16 protein-coding genes are annotated in these 18011 nt (G+C 37.0%); 13 read left to right on the plus strand and 3 right to left on the minus strand.

Annotated elements, in window-relative coordinates:
- Nucleotides 1-154 precede the first annotated feature (154 nt).
- The gene (locus VBD025_RS09150; protein WP_430784695.1) at nt 155-1978 is read left to right on the plus strand and encodes a DNA ligase D; all 1824 of its coding nucleotides are present in this window, start codon (nt 155-157) and stop codon (nt 1976-1978) included.
- A gap of 37 nt (nt 1979-2015) precedes the next feature.
- On the opposite strand, the gene VBD025_RS09155 is transcribed toward VBD025_RS09150, so the two are convergent.
- Complete coding sequence (locus tag VBD025_RS09155; protein WP_430784697.1) at nt 2016-2330, minus strand: PepSY domain-containing protein; 315 nt, start codon at nt 2328-2330, stop codon at nt 2016-2018.
- 172 nt (nt 2331-2502) lie between these two features.
- Between VBD025_RS09155 and VBD025_RS09160 the strand changes: the two genes are divergently transcribed.
- Both VBD025_RS09160 and VBD025_RS09165 read left to right on the plus strand, forming a co-directional pair.
- Complete coding sequence (locus VBD025_RS09160) at nt 2503-3570, plus strand: M42 family metallopeptidase (protein WP_430784699.1); 1068 nt, start codon at nt 2503-2505, stop codon at nt 3568-3570.
- A 740-nt stretch (nt 3571-4310) separates the two neighbouring features.
- Nucleotides 4311-4820, plus strand: coding sequence for a DUF84 family protein (locus tag VBD025_RS09165; protein ID WP_430784701.1), 510 nt, complete (start codon nt 4311-4313; stop codon nt 4818-4820).
- A 42-nt stretch (nt 4821-4862) separates the two neighbouring features.
- Here the strand turns inward: VBD025_RS09165 and VBD025_RS09170 are convergent, their stop codons facing one another.
- Entirely contained in the window at nt 4863-5303 is a 441-nt protein-coding gene (locus VBD025_RS09170; protein ID WP_430784703.1) for a YtoQ family protein, read from the minus strand.
- Between the two features lie 167 nt (nt 5304-5470).
- Between VBD025_RS09170 and VBD025_RS09175 the strand changes: the two genes are divergently transcribed.
- The 9 genes from VBD025_RS09175 (at nt 5471) to VBD025_RS09215 (ending at nt 14197) form a co-directional block, all read left to right on the plus strand.
- Nucleotides 5471-6001 (plus strand): hypothetical protein, encoded by a 531-nt coding sequence (locus VBD025_RS09175; protein ID WP_430784705.1) that lies wholly within the window; start codon nt 5471-5473, stop codon nt 5999-6001.
- A gap of 117 nt (nt 6002-6118) precedes the next feature.
- On the plus strand, nt 6119-6430 hold the full coding sequence (locus VBD025_RS09180; RefSeq protein ID WP_430784707.1) for a thioredoxin family protein: 312 nt from the start codon (nt 6119-6121) through the stop codon (nt 6428-6430).
- 24 nt (nt 6431-6454) lie between these two features.
- The gene (locus VBD025_RS09185; RefSeq protein WP_430784709.1) at nt 6455-7261 is read left to right on the plus strand and encodes a DUF1444 domain-containing protein; all 807 of its coding nucleotides are present in this window, start codon (nt 6455-6457) and stop codon (nt 7259-7261) included.
- Between the two features lie 15 nt (nt 7262-7276).
- On the plus strand, nt 7277-7879 hold the full coding sequence (gene ytpR, locus VBD025_RS09190; RefSeq protein WP_430784711.1) for a YtpR family tRNA-binding protein: 603 nt from the start codon (nt 7277-7279) through the stop codon (nt 7877-7879).
- A 269-nt stretch (nt 7880-8148) separates the two neighbouring features.
- Nucleotides 8149-10371 (plus strand): DNA translocase FtsK, encoded by a 2223-nt coding sequence (locus VBD025_RS09195; protein ID WP_430784713.1) that lies wholly within the window; start codon nt 8149-8151, stop codon nt 10369-10371.
- A gap of 173 nt (nt 10372-10544) precedes the next feature.
- On the plus strand, nt 10545-11660 hold the full coding sequence (locus VBD025_RS09200) for a nicotinate phosphoribosyltransferase (RefSeq protein ID WP_430784715.1): 1116 nt from the start codon (nt 10545-10547) through the stop codon (nt 11658-11660).
- 168 nt (nt 11661-11828) lie between these two features.
- Nucleotides 11829-13148 (plus strand): UDP-N-acetylmuramate--L-alanine ligase, encoded by a 1320-nt coding sequence (gene murC, locus VBD025_RS09205; protein ID WP_430784717.1) that lies wholly within the window; start codon nt 11829-11831, stop codon nt 13146-13148.
- Between the two features lie 198 nt (nt 13149-13346).
- A complete protein-coding gene (locus VBD025_RS09210; RefSeq protein WP_430784719.1) occupies nt 13347-13751 on the plus strand; it encodes a DUF948 domain-containing protein in 405 nt (134 codons plus the stop codon).
- Between the two features lie 23 nt (nt 13752-13774).
- A complete protein-coding gene (locus VBD025_RS09215; RefSeq protein ID WP_430784721.1) occupies nt 13775-14197 on the plus strand; it encodes a YtxH domain-containing protein in 423 nt (140 codons plus the stop codon).
- Between the two features lie 430 nt (nt 14198-14627).
- On the opposite strand, the gene VBD025_RS09220 is transcribed toward VBD025_RS09215, so the two are convergent.
- On the minus strand, nt 14628-16757 hold the full coding sequence (locus tag VBD025_RS09220; protein WP_430784723.1) for a cell division protein FtsA: 2130 nt from the start codon (nt 16755-16757) through the stop codon (nt 14628-14630).
- Between the two features lie 136 nt (nt 16758-16893).
- On the opposite strand from VBD025_RS09220, the gene VBD025_RS09225 reads away from it, so the two are divergent.
- A complete protein-coding gene (locus tag VBD025_RS09225; protein WP_430784725.1) occupies nt 16894-17979 on the plus strand; it encodes a bifunctional 3-deoxy-7-phosphoheptulonate synthase/chorismate mutase in 1086 nt (361 codons plus the stop codon).
- The last annotated feature ends 32 nt before the right edge of the window (nt 17980-18011 follow it).

Here is an 18011-nt window from a genome sequence, read left to right on the forward strand (position 1 = left end):
TTTGACTATCTTGCCGCCAGCACCTTTTTTTATACTGAAGCAAAGCATAAGAGTTTAGAGCAAATGCCGGTTTTTTCTAATACTAAAGTAAACTAGTATACGGTTAATTTTCGTATATTGAGCCACTTTAATTAGTAAAGGCTGGTGAAGTGTAATGAAATTAATGCAACCCGTTTCTGGAACACATCTTCCAACAGGGGATGAGTGGTTATACGAAGGGAAATATGATGGATTCCGCTGTGTTCTGGATTGGGAGAAAGACAACGTAAGATTAGTTAGCAGAAATAAAGTAGACTTAACTGCCAATTTCCCTGAAATTATTGAATTTTGTTTATCAAACCAATCGAAAATAAATAAATTATTACCTGTAAAGTTGGATGGAGAATTAGCAATTGTAAATAATCCCTACCAGGGAAATTTTATTGCTTTGCAAAAGCGGGGTCGATTAAACAAAAAGGATACTATACATGAAGCTGCAGAAAAAAGACCAGCGAGCTTCTTGGCTTTTGATATGCTTCATGAACGCGGGAAGTCATTAAAGGAAAAAACCTTGACCGTTCGAAAAGAAATACTTGTCGATTTTGTAAATTTACTCGATGTAGATAGTACTATTACCAGATTAAACAGGCTAAGTATAATTACGAGTACAACTAATGCTGAAGATATAGGGAAAACCATTATTAACTATAAAGGTGAGGGTGTAATAGCTAAACGGATAGGTAGCTATTATCGTTCAGGAAAACAGCATTTCGATTGGGTTAAGGTTAAAAATTGGAGGAAATTGCAGGGGATCATTACAAGTTACGATAGTGGGAATGATTATTTTACAATTTCTATTTACAATGATAAACAAGCGTTAGTTGAGATAGGAAAATGTAAGCATGGTGTCGACAGCAATGAGCTTAATACGGTAAAACAATTATTTGTATCCAAAGGAGTTAAAAAAGGATCAAATTATTCTCTTCCACCAGCAATTTGTGCAGAAGTTAATTCGCTGGATTTAATTAATGGAGAGCTTAGAGAACCACTATTTAATCAATTCTTACCTAACATTCCTTCTAAAGATTGTACCGTCCACAAATTAAAATTGGATATGGCAATGATTCCAATTGAAATTGAGCCAAGTAACACAAATAAATTATTCTGGCCGAATAAAGGGATTACTAAAGGGGACTTGCTTGTCTACCTGCGCGAGGTTGCACCTTATATGCTCCCATTTTTACATGAGAAAGTACTGACAATAATTCGTAGTCCGGATGGCGTTGAGAAAGAGTTTTTCTATCAAAAACATTTACCAGATTATGCGCCTGTGTTTATTAAGAGCTATCCAAGTGAGGATGAGAAGCTTTTCATATGTAACAAACTGGAATCTCTATTGTGGTTTGCAAATCATGGTGCGATTGAATTTCATACCCCATTTCAAACGATTAATGAACCCAATCCATCAGAAATTGTTTTCGATTTAGACCCACCTGATAGAAGTCGCTTTCACCTAGCTGTTCATGCAGCAAACATTCTAAAACAATTACTGGACAATCTTCACTTAGTATCCTTTGTAAAAACCTCAGGAAATAAGGGGATACAAGTGCATATTCCAATTCCGAAAGACAGTTTGACGTATGAAGAAACAGGAGTTTTCACGGAAGCAATTGCAGTTACTATTGAAAAAGAATACCCAAAACAGTTTACAACAGAACGGCTAAAGAAAAATCGACAGGATCGGCTATATATTGATTATGTCCAGCATGCAAAAGGAAAGACAATTATCACTGCGTACTCTCCTAGAAAAACGAAAGACGCGACTGTAGCAACACCGTTATACTGGGAAGAAGTAAATGAAAATTTAAAACCGGAACTGTTTATGGTGAGTAATGTGGTGGAAAGAATTCATTTAATTGGTTGTCCATTTGTAGGTTATGCGGAGGCTGGTGCGAGTCAGGACATGGGTAAGGTATTTAAGCTATTGGGTAAAAATTAAAAAAGTGCAACCATAGAAGGGTTGCACTTTTCTTACCTTAAGAAGTTTTAACAGAGCCGATAACTGCTCCTGTTTCCACATCTACGTAGAATTCATATTGTTTGTTTTCTCCGTCGATACTTTTGGTAACTCCACCTCGGTAAGCATTATAAACCAAACCATTTTTTTCGACCTCTTCTGGCTTCATATAAATCCATGAGCCACTAATAGGTCCCTGCTTCTTAAACGTTTCTTTTGCCTGTTTTAACGCCTTTTCAGGAGTTACTTTCTGGTAGTTGTCCAATTGCTGTTTAGCCATGTAACCTACTGCGACACCTAAACCTGCTGCTAATGCTGCTTTTTTTACACTCATTTCTATAATCACCTCATACATTAATTTGGTTAGTTTTATATCTTTTAGTAAGTATAACTTAAAAACACACAAATAGAAAATAATACATTATGAATGCTAAGCGGTGGAAACTCTACAAAGTTTTCAGTTATACTGTATAAAGTACATAGTATACTGAATTGGGGGAATTTACATGAATCAGGAAACGAAGGACTTATTTAAAACGCTTACAGAACTACAGGGGGCACCTGGAAATGAACATTTAGTACGTAAATTTATGAAGGGTGAGCTTGAAAAATACTCTGATAACGTTATTCAGGATAATCTGGGTGGTGTGTTTGGCGTTAGAAATGGCGATGGACCAAAAGTAATGGTGGCAGGTCACATGGACGAAGTTGGTTTTATGGTTACAAACATTACGGAAAATGGAATGCTCAGGTTCCAAACGCTTGGTGGCTGGTGGAATCAAGTAATGCTTGCACAACGCGTACAAATTATGACAGAAAATGGTCCAATTGTTGGAGTAATTGGTTCTATTCCTCCTCATAATTTAACACCAGAACAGCGTAAAAAGCCGATGGAGATTAAAAATATGTTAATTGATATTGGTGCTGATGATAAAGAGGATGCGCACAAAATTGGAATTAAGCCAGGACAGGCAGTGGTGCCAATTTGTCCATTTACACCAATGGCTAATGAGAAAAAAATTCTTGCCAAAGCATGGGATAACCGTTATGGCTGTGGACTTTCGGTAGAATTGTTGAAGGAACTGCAAAATGAAACTCTGCCTAACCAGCTATATTCTGGTGCTACGGTACAGGAAGAAGTAGGTTTACGCGGGGCACAGGTTGCAGCAAATATGATCCAACCTGATATTTTCTACGCGCTTGATGCTTCACCTGCAAATGATATGTCGGGTGACAAGAAGGAATTTGGTCAGTTAGGTAAAGGTGCTTTACTGAGAATCTTTGATCGTACAATGATTACACATCGCGGAATTAAAGATTTTATTTTAGATACTGCTGAATCGAACGATATTCCATACCAGTACTTTATTTCACAGGGTGGAACGGATGCAGGACGTGTTCATGTTTCAAACGATGGTGTACCATCTGCAGTTATTGGCATATGTTCGCGCTACATTCATACATCTGCTTCGATGATCCATGTCGATGATTATGCAGCTGCTAAAGAGCTGATTGTTAAACTAGTCAAATCGACAGATAAAAACACAGTCGAACAAATTCGTAAAAATAGTTAGTGAAACGAATTGCCACTTCATTTCGATGATGTGGCAATTGTTTTTTGGAAATCATTAAAGCTTGGCGATTTCTTTTAGAAGTGAAATATGTTACTTGACACGAATTACAAATACTTCTATATATAAAAAATGTTATTAGTTACTTCTGTCGTATTTGATGGAAACTGCTGCGACTTAATTCTCCACGTGCTATTGCACGTGGCCACTGAAAAAGGTACATGTAGAACAAAATTAAGTAGATCCACGCTCGCAACTTCGAATATACTACGCTTTCCGTGGGCACGGCTTCAGCTTCCTCGGATAAGCAAAGACCGCTTTCCTGCGGGATCTTCAGCTCGCGCTGTTCCCACAGGAGTCTACGTATATTCGAAGATGCTAGGTAAAGGTGAGGGAAATTAATTATAAAAATCTCCCCCTTTTTCAGTGACTTGCTGCCGCACTCCGAGTTCTCAGCTATGCCTTTCATCCCGCGGAATTTGACTGCCAGCAGCGAAAAACTCTAGACAATTGATGGATATAACGGATAAGTGCATACTCGTTAGTCATATCTATTTCTGTTTCAAATGCAATAATTTTAAAAAAACAAATACGTAAAAGATTTACCAGTCCAGGTGAGCGGAGGGCGGTGACTCCAGCGGGAATAGCACAGTATGTATAAATGTTAGAGCAAATGCCTGTATTCGGCATTAACTAATAAAGATGTGGCCAATGCCGAGTGTGACTAAAGAAAGGAGCTGTTTATGAAAATAATTATTGGATCTTTAAACAAAACAAAAATTGAAGCTGTAAAAGATGTATTTCCAAATGTGCATGTGGAGGGTTGGGATGCAGATTCTGATGTTTCTGCACAGCCTTTCTCTGACGAAGAAACGAGAGTCGGTGCGATTAACCGTGCGCATAATTGTATTACATCCTATCCAGATGCAATAGGGATTGGTCTCGAAGGCGGCGTTATGGAACTGGATAGTCAACTATATCTATGTAATTGGGGAGCTTTAATAAGTAACAACAAACACGTGCATACGGCCAGTGGAGCAAGGATCCTGCTGCCTGAGGAAATTAGTGAACAATTGAGAGCGGGTTTTGAACTTGGTGATGTAATGGATTCTTTTGCCAAAATAGAGAGTGTACGGCACAATGAGGGAGCAATAGGTATCTTTACAAATAATTTGGTCTCCAGAAAGGAGATGTTTTCACACGTTGTTACACTTTTACGCGGGCAATGGGAATATCGACAAGGACAAAATTAAAAAGGCAGTGATGAGCAGCTGCCTTTTTGTGGATGAAAAATTTTATTCGTAAATATATGCTAGTACATCTAATGCCTGGTCCACTGTTTCTACCGTCACATTCGCCTTGTTTGATAGTTCCTTCAGCGGATGAATCAGTGAGTCTGGCCGTACGATAATAGTTGGTTTGTTCATAGTAAGCGCTGCACTTGCATCCATCGCGGTATTCCATTGTTTATACTTTTCACCGAATAATGCTATAACAACGTCTGATTTTTGCATTAAAACTTCTGTGCGAAAATTATTTATACTTGATGCTGCATCGTCTTTATATGCATTCTCCGGCTGTTCACCTAGAATGCTTTCACCTACATTATCTGAGCGTTCATGATCCGTTTGTGGTCCCACAAAAGTTAAAGACAGACTTTTTTCTTGTGCTTTCTTTTTAACTTCTCCGCGCCAGTCATCATGAATTTGTCCTGCGAGATATACGGTTAGATTCATATTTATCCCTCCAATTTTACTATCTTATTTCTTAATAGTAATAGAGATTATAAATAAAAAGAAATAGTTTGATTATAAAATTGGAAATATTTTATTTTGCCAAATTTCAAATTCATAGTATGATACGTTATAGGGTAAAAAGTACTAGATGATCAGGGGGAAGAATTGTGTGGAACGTAATACGCAATATAACAGTCTTATTTATACTAGTAACGGTTTTATTAGCAGGGTGCGGTTTGCAGTCTGAAAAGGAAGTAATAAAAGAAACAGAAGATGCTGCCAAGCAGGCGTTTTTGTCTGAAGAAAAGATAGAATTGAATAAAACAATTGATGATTTATCTTTCTATCTTCCAGATGATCTGACTGTAAAAGAAGCAAATAAAACAAATGTGATCTTAAAAAAGGACGACCAGACGTATATTGTATTTTACAATAACCTTGAAGATTCATCGAGCAAGTTGAACTACAAGTCAGCTTCTCAACAGGAAGAAGCATTACTGATGGAATCATTCACCGAACAAGGGAAATTTGGATATATCCGTGTTGACGCTAGTAAAGAAGAAAAATATGAATTGCAAATTGGAATCGGCGGAGTGAAAATTACGACATATACCGAGAAAGCTTCAATGGTTGAGGATTCGAAAAACTTGATGAAAATTGCACGTTCTATAGTTGAGTCAAACAAGGAAATAAAATAAATACAGGTTTAGCTATTCTTGGTAGTCTTCAGGAATAGCTTTTCTTGTTATGGACAAACCAACATAATTGAAACGTAAAGAAAACAAAGCTATGATAGTAACGGAGGCTGATACTGTATGGAAATATTAAAAAGTGAAGCACAACTTAATGATTGGATTAAAAAAGAAAATGTAGTTTTATTATTTTCTGCTGACTGGTGTCCGGATTGTCGGGTAATTGAACCACTCCTTCCCGAAATCGAGAATACTTTTCCAATGTACAAGTTCGTTTTAATTGATCGAGATCAATTTATAGAAGTATGCCAATTACATGATGTGTTTGGTATTCCTAGTTTCATTGCCTATAAAAACGGAGAAGAAGCAGGAAGGTTTGTGAGTAAGAATCATAAGACTAAAGAAGAAATTGTTGAATTTATGGAAAGTTTATAATTTAAGTAGTAAGGAGGTAATCATATGAAAATGACTAGTTTAAAAATGAAAAACATATTAGAAGAACGTTTATCGAGTCCTGATCGCAATTCTTCTTATAATAGGGATAACGACACATTTCGCTTGGAATGGAAAGATACAAGGAAGGGTATGTCCATAACGCTTCCAAATGTTGTAGCAAAATTCAATGAACGTGGAGAAGATGCAATCGAAGAGTTGATAGAGCATGTTACAGAGGCATTGCGTATCATGAACGAGGACCATCAGTTAACCGGTATGGAAAAAAATATTTATCCTGTCATACGAGCTACTTCATTCCCAACAGAAACTAAATCAGGCAATAAGATTATTTACAAGGATCATACAGCCGAGACGCGAATCTATTATGCACTGGATTTAGGGAAATCTTATCGATTAATCGATGAACCTCTATTAGAAAAAGAGGGATTTACTCTTGAAAGAATCCATGAAATTGCAGCGTTTAATCTTCGTTCCTTAAAGATAGATATGAAAAAGGACCGAGTAGCAGATAATGACTTCTTCTTTGTAGCACACCAGGATGGATATGATGCAAGTCGTATCTTGAATGAAGCGTTTTTAGAAGAAATGAAGGCAAATTGTAAAGGTGAACTTGCTGTGGCGGTTCCTCATCAGGATGTATTAATTGTAGCTGACATTCAGAATAAAACAGGATATGATATATTAGCACAAATGACGATGAAGTTTTTTGCTGAAGGCAGAATTCCGATTACATCTTTATCGTTTATTTATGATGATAAAAAGCTTGAACCTGTGTTTATACTTGCAAAGAATCGCCCAGAAGAAAAGTAAGGAAGGATGAATGAAATGGATGTATTTTACAATCCAAAAGGTATTGGTGATGTTTTAATTATCCCATTTGAAGATGGAGATCGTTACGAGATTAAACATGAGGCTTTTGGCGACGTTACGAAAATAACGGATCAGGAAGGAAATATTTTAGGTTACAATATTTTTAAGGCATCTAGCTATTTTACTTTTACAAACACCGGTAAAATAATGCTGACTCCTGAAATGTACGAAAAGATTAAAGATGTATTTAAACAAAATCATTTAAAAGACTCGTTAGACTGGGATTTGAGTCCAACGTTTGTAGTAGGTTTTGTGAAAGAAAAGTCACCGCATGAAGATGCAGATAAATTAAATGTTTGTCAGGTCGATATAGGAGATAAAAACCTGCAGATTGTTTGTGGTGCACCTAACGTAGATATTGGGCAGCGAGTAGTTGTGGCAAAAGTTGGAGCTGTAATGCCAAGTGGTCTTAAGATTCGACCGACAAAATTACGCGGGGTACCATCGAATGGTATGATATGCTCACAAAATGAATTAGGACTGCCAGATGCACCAGCAGAAAAGGGCATCTATGTTCTGGATGATACGTACACGATTGGACAAGCGTTTAGTATTTAACTTGAGCAACCTAAGTCACATACGGAAGTGGCGTAGGTTGTTTTTAATGAACGGAGAAATGAGGTGGCATTCGCTAACAAAGGATGGAGCGAATGCCGATTTATTGCCAGATAAGAAAGTATAATCCCCTTTCTTACTGCTTAAGTGAAACGAAGGATTGGCGATCAGCCAAGCTTTCTAAATAAATTATATATAGAAACATCTACAAATTTTATAGAAAACTGATAAAATAGAGTAACAATGATTATTTAAAGAAATGAGTGAAAGTAATGTGGGGTCAATGGAAAGATAAACTAATAGACCTTTTTTATAAAGAAGTTGATGAGGAAGAAGAGGTTCATACACAGAAATATGCTAATCATCGAATACATAACAACGATAAATTAGAAACCAAAGTCATGTATCAATATCCAGAAAAAAAAGAGTTTCGTTTTCCAGTTATACCTGATAGAAATGAAAAGCAAAATAACTCTTTTGAAACACCAGCGTATCGAAGAAGAATAGAAGATACGAAGCAGGAAACAAATAACTTTACTTCAACTCGTGCCTCAAAAAGAATGACGCCGAAAGAAGATAGGTCGGTTGAAAAAGGGCCATTTCGACCTACAGAAGTTCCTTCACCAATTCATGGCTTTCAAAAGTATAAAGAACAAAAAAAAGTTGAAAATGTGCCTGCATATATTAGAAAACAAAAGGATAAGGAAGAAGATACTGAAAAGCCTATCGAGAATAATATCCAAACGGAAAACGACATAAAACAATCTACTCCCACTGTAATAGAAGAAACTGAAAGTTCTGAGGTAGCGAAAGAACAAAAGCCTGTCAAATCAGAAAAAATAACAAAACCAACTAACTCTGAATCAAGCCAGAAAAAGAAACGAAATCCAATTAACAGTAAAACGAAGCAACCAGGCAGTTTGCCATTTAATGTTATGATGTCGGCAAATGATAGACGGAAACGTGAAATTTTCGAGAGGGCTAAACCTGCGGGAAAAGAAATAAAAGAAACAAAAGAACCTGAAGAAACAGTTAAACCTGTAACGGAAACGAAATCGGCATTTATTTCTGAACAGAAAGAAGCAGCTTCTTTTGAAATTCCGGATTATTTACTGAATGATCCAAAACCTAAGGACAACCATGACAGAATCTGGGTTCAAGAGCAACAGGACTTGCTTGAGAAAACATTAAAGCATTTTAATGTTCGTGCAAAGGTTGTAAATGCTACACAGGGGCCAGCTGTAACGCGTTTTGAAGTACAGCCGGAGATTGGGGTTAAAGTCAGTAAGGTGAAGAACCTCAGCGATGATTTAAAGTTGAATATGGCTGCTAGAGATATCAGGATTGAAGCACCAATACCAGGTAAAAATACAATCGGAATTGAAATACCAAACCAGACTTCACAAATGGTAGGGCTGCAGGAAATATTTGAGACATCAGAATTCAAGGATAGCAAATCACCATTAACGATCGCACTTGGATTAGACATTGAGGGCACACCGATGATTACAAACATTCAAAAGATGCCTCATGGCCTTATTGCCGGTGCTACCGGATCAGGGAAAAGTGTATGTATTAATACCATTCTTATTAGCCTTCTTTATAAGGCGAGTCATGAGGATGTAAAATTCTTATTAATTGATCCGAAAATGGTTGAACTTGCGCCATTTAATGAAATTCCACACTTGGTATCTCCCGTCATTACAGATGTCAAAGCGGCAACAATTGCATTGAAGTGGGCAGTTATAGAAATGGAAGAACGTTACGAAAAATTTGTCCGCGAAGGTGTAAGAGATGTTGAACGCTATAACCAAAAGATGGTGAAGCAAGGCCGTTCAGATGAAAAAATTCCATTCCTCGTAATTGTCATTGACGAATTAGCTGATTTAATGATGGTCGCACCACAGGATGTTGAAGATTCTATTTGTCGAATAGCTCAAAAAGCACGTGCTTGTGGCATGCATTTACTAGTCGCAACCCAGCGTCCATCCGTAGACGTTATTACAGGTCTTATCAAAGCAAATATTCCAACAAGGATTGCATTTAGTGTGTCTTCCCAGGTTGATTCACGCACGATTATTGATACAAGTGGAGCAGAGAAACTACTTGGAAAAGGTGACATGCTGTTTGTAGAAAACGGATCTGGAAAAAGCGTGAGATTACAAGGTGCTTTTGTATCTGATGAGGAAATTGAACGTGTTACAAAACATATAAGATCAATTGCGCCGCCAAACTATTTGTTTGAACAAGAACAGTTGCTGGAACAGGTAATGACAGATGAAGAAAACGACGAAGACGATTTACTAAATGAAGCAATTCAGTTTATTGTTAATCATAATGGGGCTAGTACATCATTACTCCAGCGTCATTTTAAAATTGGTTATAATCGAGCAGCAAGGCTTATCGATACAATGGAAGCACGTGGTATTATTTCAGAACAAAATGGAAGTAAACCAAGAGAAGTACTTATCTCTCCTCAACAAGAAACGTTTTAATAAATATACTTATCACTTGTGAATTCTGCGTATATTTAATATGATAAGGTATAAATGATTTTTTTAAGAGAGACTACTAATGTTTCATATACATTAAAGTTAAATTGCGGCTTTCATCTTAGTTCACTATAATACTTACGTATAATGAGTTTTTCTAAAGGAGAAACAAAGATATGAAGGAAATTGAAAAAAAATTAAATGGTAAGATTAAACGGTTGACCAATAGAACATTTAAATTTGATAACCGGATTAGTGAAGGCTGGTTTTCTGCTGTTTATTTTTTGAAAACGAAAGAAATGGTTGAGAAAAAATTACCGAATAACTATGTGACGATGCAATTTTTTCAAAAAGAAGATGCCGTGTTGTGCGGAAGTGACGAAGCAATTGCATTGATCCATACGTTTGCAACCGACCCAGAAAAACTAGAAATAAATTCGCTGAAAGACGGCGATAAAATAAATCCATATGAAACGGTGCTGACTGTTACTGGCCCATACCAGAACTTTGGCTTTTTAGAGGGTATAGTTGATGGAATATTGGCAAGAAGAACATCAGTAGCTACAAATGTATATAATGTCGTAAAAGCAGCAAGAACGTCCGGGAAACAAAAGCCAGTAATATTTATGGGTGATCGTGATGATCACTTTACGCAGCAGGCTGGAGATGGCTATGCCGCGTTTATAGGTGGTTCAACCGCACAGGCAACACATGCAATGAATGAATGGTGGGGGAAAAAGGGTATGGGTACGATGCCACATGCCATGATTCAAATGTTTAGAGGAGATGTTGTAGCTGCTTCTCAAGCTTATCACGAAATGTACCCGGAGGATGATCTTGTTGCGCTGGTAGATTATAATAATGATGTGATTACAGATGCATTAAAAGTAGCGCGCGTTTTTGACAAAAAATTAAAAGGAGTTCGTGTAGATACTTCACGAACACTAGTGGATAAATATTTCTTGAGAAACCATCATTTAATGGGAACTTTTGACCCTCGGGGAGTAAGTCCTGAACTTATTGTTGCATTAAGGAAAGCTCTGGATGCAGAAGGTTATCCTCATGTTAATATCGTTGCAAGCGGAGGATTTACTGAAAACCGAATTGAGTACTTTGAAAAACTTGGTGTACCAGTGGATATTTATGGGGTTGGTGGAAGCCTGCTCAAAATAAATATAGGCTTTACAGGTGACAATGTTTTACTAAATGGTACGCCTTCAGCAAAAGAAGGCAGAAGGTACCGCCCCAATCCACGTCTCGAAAACGTAGAGTATAGTAATCAACCGAAATAGAACTGGACGGCTAGTAATTAAACATTTTATTTTACTAAGGTTCGCGGTTTGCTATAATATAATGAAATAATAAAGTATTTGTTACGAAACAAAATGTGATTTATATAGAAATGAGTAATATTAAGGCGATTGCGCTTTTCTTATATATTTATTTGGAGGTTCTTTTTTATGACAACTTACCATTTTATTGGTATTAAAGGAACAGGAATGAGTGCACTTGCACAAATTTTAAGTGATTCGGGCGAAAGTGTGCAGGGATCTGACGTGGAAAAACGGTTTTATACACAAGAGGTGTTAGAGGAGAAGAACATCCTAATACTACCTTTCTCTAAAGACAACATCAAAGAAGAGTATACGGTTATTGCCGGGAATGCTTTTTCTGAGGACCATGCTGAAATAAAAAGAGCGAAGGAGCTTGGTGTTACTTTTTTCAGATACCATGAATTTTTAGGTGAATGGTTAAAACAGTATACAAGCATTGCGATTGCAGGTGCTCATGGTAAAACATCGACCACTGGCCTGCTGGCTCACGTATTGGGAGAGACTTATCCAATTTCCTATTTAATTGGCGATGGAACTGGTAAAGGGCATGTAGATAGTGAATATTTTGTATTTGAAGCGTGTGAATACCGACGTCATTTTCTGGAGTATGACCCGGACTATGCCGTAATGACAAATATTGATTTCGACCATCCGGACTACTTCACAAGTATTGAAGATGTTTTTGAGGCATTTCAGTCAATGGCAGACCGAGTGAAAAAAGGAATAATCGCGTGTGGTGATGATGAACAGCTTCAGGAAATTCAAGCTAAAGTACCTGTAGTATACTATGGTTTTTCAGATACGAATGATTTTCAGGCGCAGAATATGGTAGAGACGGAATCTGGTACTGAATTTGATGTTTTCGTTCGAAATACTTTTTATGACACATTTACTATTCCAATGCATGGCGATCATAATATTTTAAACGCTCTTTCTGTAATTGCTATTTGTCATTATGAAGGTTTGAAGGCAGAAAATATCAAAGCTTTAAGTACGTTTAAAGGCGTAAAACGTCGGTTTACTGAAAAGCAGGTTGGGGATCAGGTATTAGTCGACGACTATGCACACCATCCTCGTGAAATCACTGCTACCATTGACACGGCAAGAAAGAAATACCCAAATAAATCAGTTGTTGCTATTTTTCAGCCACATACGTTTACGCGTACTAAAACGTTTTTACGAGAATTTGCTGACAGTTTAAATTTAGCAGATCATACTTATCTTTGCGATATATTTGGATCTGCGCGCGAGGAATCAGGCAAGCTTTCTATTAATGATCTGCAAAAACTGGTGGAAAATAGTGAAATGCTTGATATCGACAATACGTTAGCGCTAACTGAGCATAATGATAGCGTACTTATTTTTATGGGTGCAGGAGATATTCAAAAGTTTCAACAAGCATATGAAAATTCTATCCAAAATGAAAGAAAAGAAAAAAATGCGTAATATCCTTAAAAAAGTCTGCTGCCAGCAGACTTTTTTTGTTGTTCCTGTCCTAGAATTAGATGAATCACTCTAATAATGATATACTTGGTATAATATGGCTATGTTTATGTATGGTAAAAAAGGGTATTAATAATAAATGATGAATTTATTTTTACATGCTATGTTAACAATTACATAATAAAGGAGTTGAACTATGGAATGGAAATTTTGTTGTATATTGCTGCAATTATAGTAGCAATTGCATTCGCAGTACTGGTTATTTATTTAGCAAAGACATTAAAGGCGACTCAGCGAACATTAAATAATGTTGCAGATACTGTTGAAGACTTAGAAAAACAATTACAAGGTATTACCACTGAAACTACTGCATTATTAAATAAAACAAACCGTTTAGCAGATGATGTAAACCAGAAATCCTCTAAAATGAACGGCCTTTTTGATGGTGTAAAGGGTATTGGAGAGACTGTAAAGGATTTTAACCAGTCACTAAAACGTATCACTTCTAAGGTCTCTAATGCTGCTGAACAAAATCAGGACAAAGCGTCTCAGGCAGTTACATGGGGATCAGCAATGGTTGATTTGTGGAAAAAGAAAAGAAAATAAATTTTTAACAGGAGGAATTTTACATGGGAAATCAGGAGAACCAGCAAAACCAGAATATTAATACAAAAGATTTTGTCATAGGAACACTTGTCGGGGGAATTGTAGGTGCATCTGTAGCATTGTTGTATGCACCAAAGTCAGGAAGAGAACTACGTGATAATTTAAATCAGGGTGCTACTGATGTGCGCGGAAGAGCAAGTGATTGGAAAAGCGTAGCATATGAAAAGGGTACAGATTTAAAAGATAAGGCTTATGTTAAAGGGTCAGAATTTAAAACTAAAGCAGTTGATTCTTCTAAAGAACTTTCTCAAAAAACACAGGATCTTACAAAAACACTTCAAAGTAAAATTCAAGAGAGACGTAATAGAGAAGATGAAGCATTAGAAGCAGCTGAAGAAGTAGCAGAGGCAATCGAAGAAGCTACAGATGAACTTGAAAAAAAGTAATTTCCAGTAGGATATAAGTCAAAAGGGTAAGAGCATTTGAGCTCTTACCCTTTTACATTCAACTCACCTAACGAATACGAAAATAAATCGGTGCTCACTGTAGTAGTTGAATAAGCATACATTCTACTGATGTTGACACAAAACATATATACTGCGACGTAACGTTAGGCTTATAATCTTAAATTTACTCTAAAGCTGCCGTCCAGGATCGCTGCGGGCGGAAAGCGAAGTATATTCGAAAATGCGATAGTAGATCCACTTATTTCGTACCATACAAAACTTTTCCAGTGGCCACCTACCGCGGCACCTGAAAGCTCATAAACCGCCCTATGTTGCGAGACTGCCGGCAGCGGAAAGTTCGTTGCTGTTAATTTCAGTTTACATCAAATTCTACTTATTTTAAATGCTTCCATGTTCCAAAGTTGAGTATTTAATAGTCAATTTGTAAACGATCTTTATCTTCCACGATTGCATCAAAGCTGGTGATAGTATCATTTTTATAAAGTTGAAAATTGCTGTTTACTTTTGAAAGGTCGATGTCTATATATCGGAATATGTCCTGAAATATAAAAGGCTGAATTGCTTTGGACTTTATGGTAATGTGGTCACCATTTTTTAATAATGAGTCTTCAAATAGTTCCTGATCGCTGTTTCTCAAAATAAGTAAACGCTGTTGACACATGGTGATGGGTTTACTGTTAAAGGACACATGTATCTTTTCGTTATATTGTTCATTGCGCTCTTTTAACAAATCAGCCACTGTTGGAATAATCGCGTACTGCAAAGTAAGTGAATCGCCATCTTTAAGATTTTCATTTGCATCAGCCACTTTATCGTTCAAGTAAATGTTTGATTTACCGGCATTAATGGTGCATTCCTTCTGATTAACGTAAATTGTAAAAGGTTGAAGCGTGTTTAACTTTTCTGTACTGTTCGATGACAAAAAATCCCGGATGGTTCTTACTTGAGTTATCCTTAATTCATCCCTATCCTTAAGTACATAGTTTTTCGTTACTATTTTATTATTAACGTGAAAGATAGGATTTATTGTAATAGCCTGTCCATTAAATTTTATAAATTTACTAGGCATATCACCGATGACGTTTTCGATGGACGCGTCTGGGGCGACTCCATTTTCGCCTTTTTCAATTCGAATTTGATTATCATTACTGATTGGTGTCTCAACACTTGCTTCTTTATCGTTTAGATATATTTTTGGTGGTTGTCCGTATCCACCTGGTAAGGTAATACACTTGCCATTTACAGTAATGAGTGAGGCTATTCCTGGCTTACCATAGTATTTTTTAATTTCTATGCCTGCCTGAACCAGACAATCGCCAATTGTTAACTGTTTCATTTCAAACATTCGAATGAGGTTGTTGTTCACTGTTACGCTGATATAGTGCACTGGGTTTTCTTTTGCAGCAATCGCAATTCCTATCGGTGTAATATAATCAGGACCAGGTGGCAATATACTTGCATTCGTCAGGTTCTGAATAGCATCAATTCCTCTGACAGCTACACGGTTCTCGGGCAGCTGCAGCTTTCCTGCCAGCGTAGTGATAATTTCAGGGGTAAGACTTCCTCCGCCAATTAGCATTACAGCTTTAGTTGGCTTTGAATTAAGCTGGATAATTTCATTCGCAATAGATTGTGCCAAATTATCAATTGTATTTCTAATGTCATGCACCAATGTGTCATAGGTTATTGTCGACTTAAAACCTAATATATCCGTTACAACAGCTTCTCCATTTGTTACAATGTCTCTTTTTGTCTGCTCAGCCACTGGGAAATCCAGTAAATAGTTTTCGCTGACAGCTTCCGTAATTTCGTCACCAGCAATTGGAACCATTCCGTAAGCAGCAACGGTTCCTTGGTCTGTTATGGCAATATCACTTGTACCGGCACCTATATCGACTAAGGCTATATTTAACTTTCGCATCGATTCCGGTATAAGAACGTGAATTGCAGCAATCGGTTCAAGTGTAAGAGCATTCATTTCTAAATCAGAGCGTGATAGGGCAGCTATCAATGATTCCACAACAACTTTCGGTAAAAAGGTTGCAATAATTTCGACACTTGCTTCTTCGCCAGTTTGATCAATTAACGAGCCCATCAATTCGCCATCAAGCTTATAATGAAGGACGGAATATCCAACACAAAAATAAGTGGGATTGATACCATTCTCGTGAACAGTTGCTAGTTCTTGCTGTGCAGCGTGAACGGCACTTAACTCTAAGTGCTTAATGGTTTCGTTGTCGAGAATCGGTTGTTGATTTATATGTAATTTGGCGTCTGTTTGTATAGTTTTAAGTGAGCGTCCTGCTGCAGCCACACTTACAGACGCAAGCGTACCATGCTTTTCTTCTAAGTGATCCTTTACTTTTGTGATAACTTTGGATACTGCAGGGACATTATGAATCTGTCCGTCATGCATCGAACGTTCCGTGTGTTCAATTGTATAATAATCAATAATGGAAAAAGCAGAATTATTTTTTTCTAATATAATTCCAGTTACTGATCTGGTGCCGATATCAAGTGCAAATAAATTTTCATTCATAAAGGGTTCCTCCAGGTTGCATAAACTGCTAAAATTACTTAAGTATTCTATCTGATAAACTTATAAAATTCTTTTAATTACTAAAGAATGTACCATACTTTCCCATAATTATAAACTGTAAATAGAGGTGTAGGAAATGAAACAAAATCAATTAGACATATTACGAAAGCAAATGGATGAAGTTAATTTGGAACTTTTAGAAATAATTAATAAGCGTGCGGAGCTTGTTCAGCAAATTGGACAGATTAAGCTCAAACAAGGTGTTAAACGATTTGATCCGGTTCGGGAAAGAGAAATGATGAATCAGATTACTTCCAATAACAAAGGTCCATTTGTGAAATCAACTGTCGAGCATATTTTTAAAGAAATATTTAAAGCCAGCTTAGAATTACAGGAAGATGATCATCGAAAAGAATTACTGGTTTCACGCAAAAACAAACCAGAAGATACAATTATTAATATTAAAGGAAGCAGAGTTGGAGATGGCCAGGTTCATTTTGTTATGGGACCTTGTTCAGTAGAAAGTTACGAACAGGTGTCAAAGGTTGCCGAGTCTGTGAAGGGGAAGGGAATTAAATTATTTCGCGGTGGAGCGTTTAAGCCGAGAACATCTCCATATGATTTCCAAGGACTAGGTTTTGAAGGATTAAAGATTTTAAAACAGGCAGCCGATGAACATGACCTGGCAATTGTCAGTGAAATATTAAATCCAAACCATGTAGAAGAAGCGCTTAACTATGTAGATGTTATCCAGATAGGTGCGCGTAACATGCAGAACTTTGAACTATTAAAGGCAGTCGGAGAAGTTGATAAACCTGTGTTATTAAAACGTGGAATGTCTGCTACAATATCTGAGTTTATCAATGCAGCGGAGTACATTATTTCGAGAGGTAACGGTAATATTATTTTATGTGAACGGGGAATTCGAACGTATGAAAGAGCAACGAGAAACACACTGGATATCTCTGCAGTGCCAATACTGAAACAGGAGACCCATTTACCGGTCATGGTAGATGTAACGCATTCAACTGGCAGACGTGACTTGCTATTACCAGCGGCCAAAGCAGCAATTGCAATTGGTGCTGATGGTGTTATGGCTGAGGTACATCCAGACCCTGCAGTAGCGTTATCAGATTCTGCACAGCAAATGGATCTGGAAATGTTCGAGCACTTTGTGAACGAGGTACAAGCATTCTCTAAAGCAACTGGAAGAAATAAATGATAATCTAAGTGTTCTATCCTTGATTACCATGG

The sequence above is a fragment of the Virgibacillus flavescens genome (genome assembly GCF_050574275.1).
GTDB lineage: Bacteria > Bacillota > Bacilli > Bacillales > Amphibacillaceae > Virgibacillus_F > Virgibacillus_F flavescens.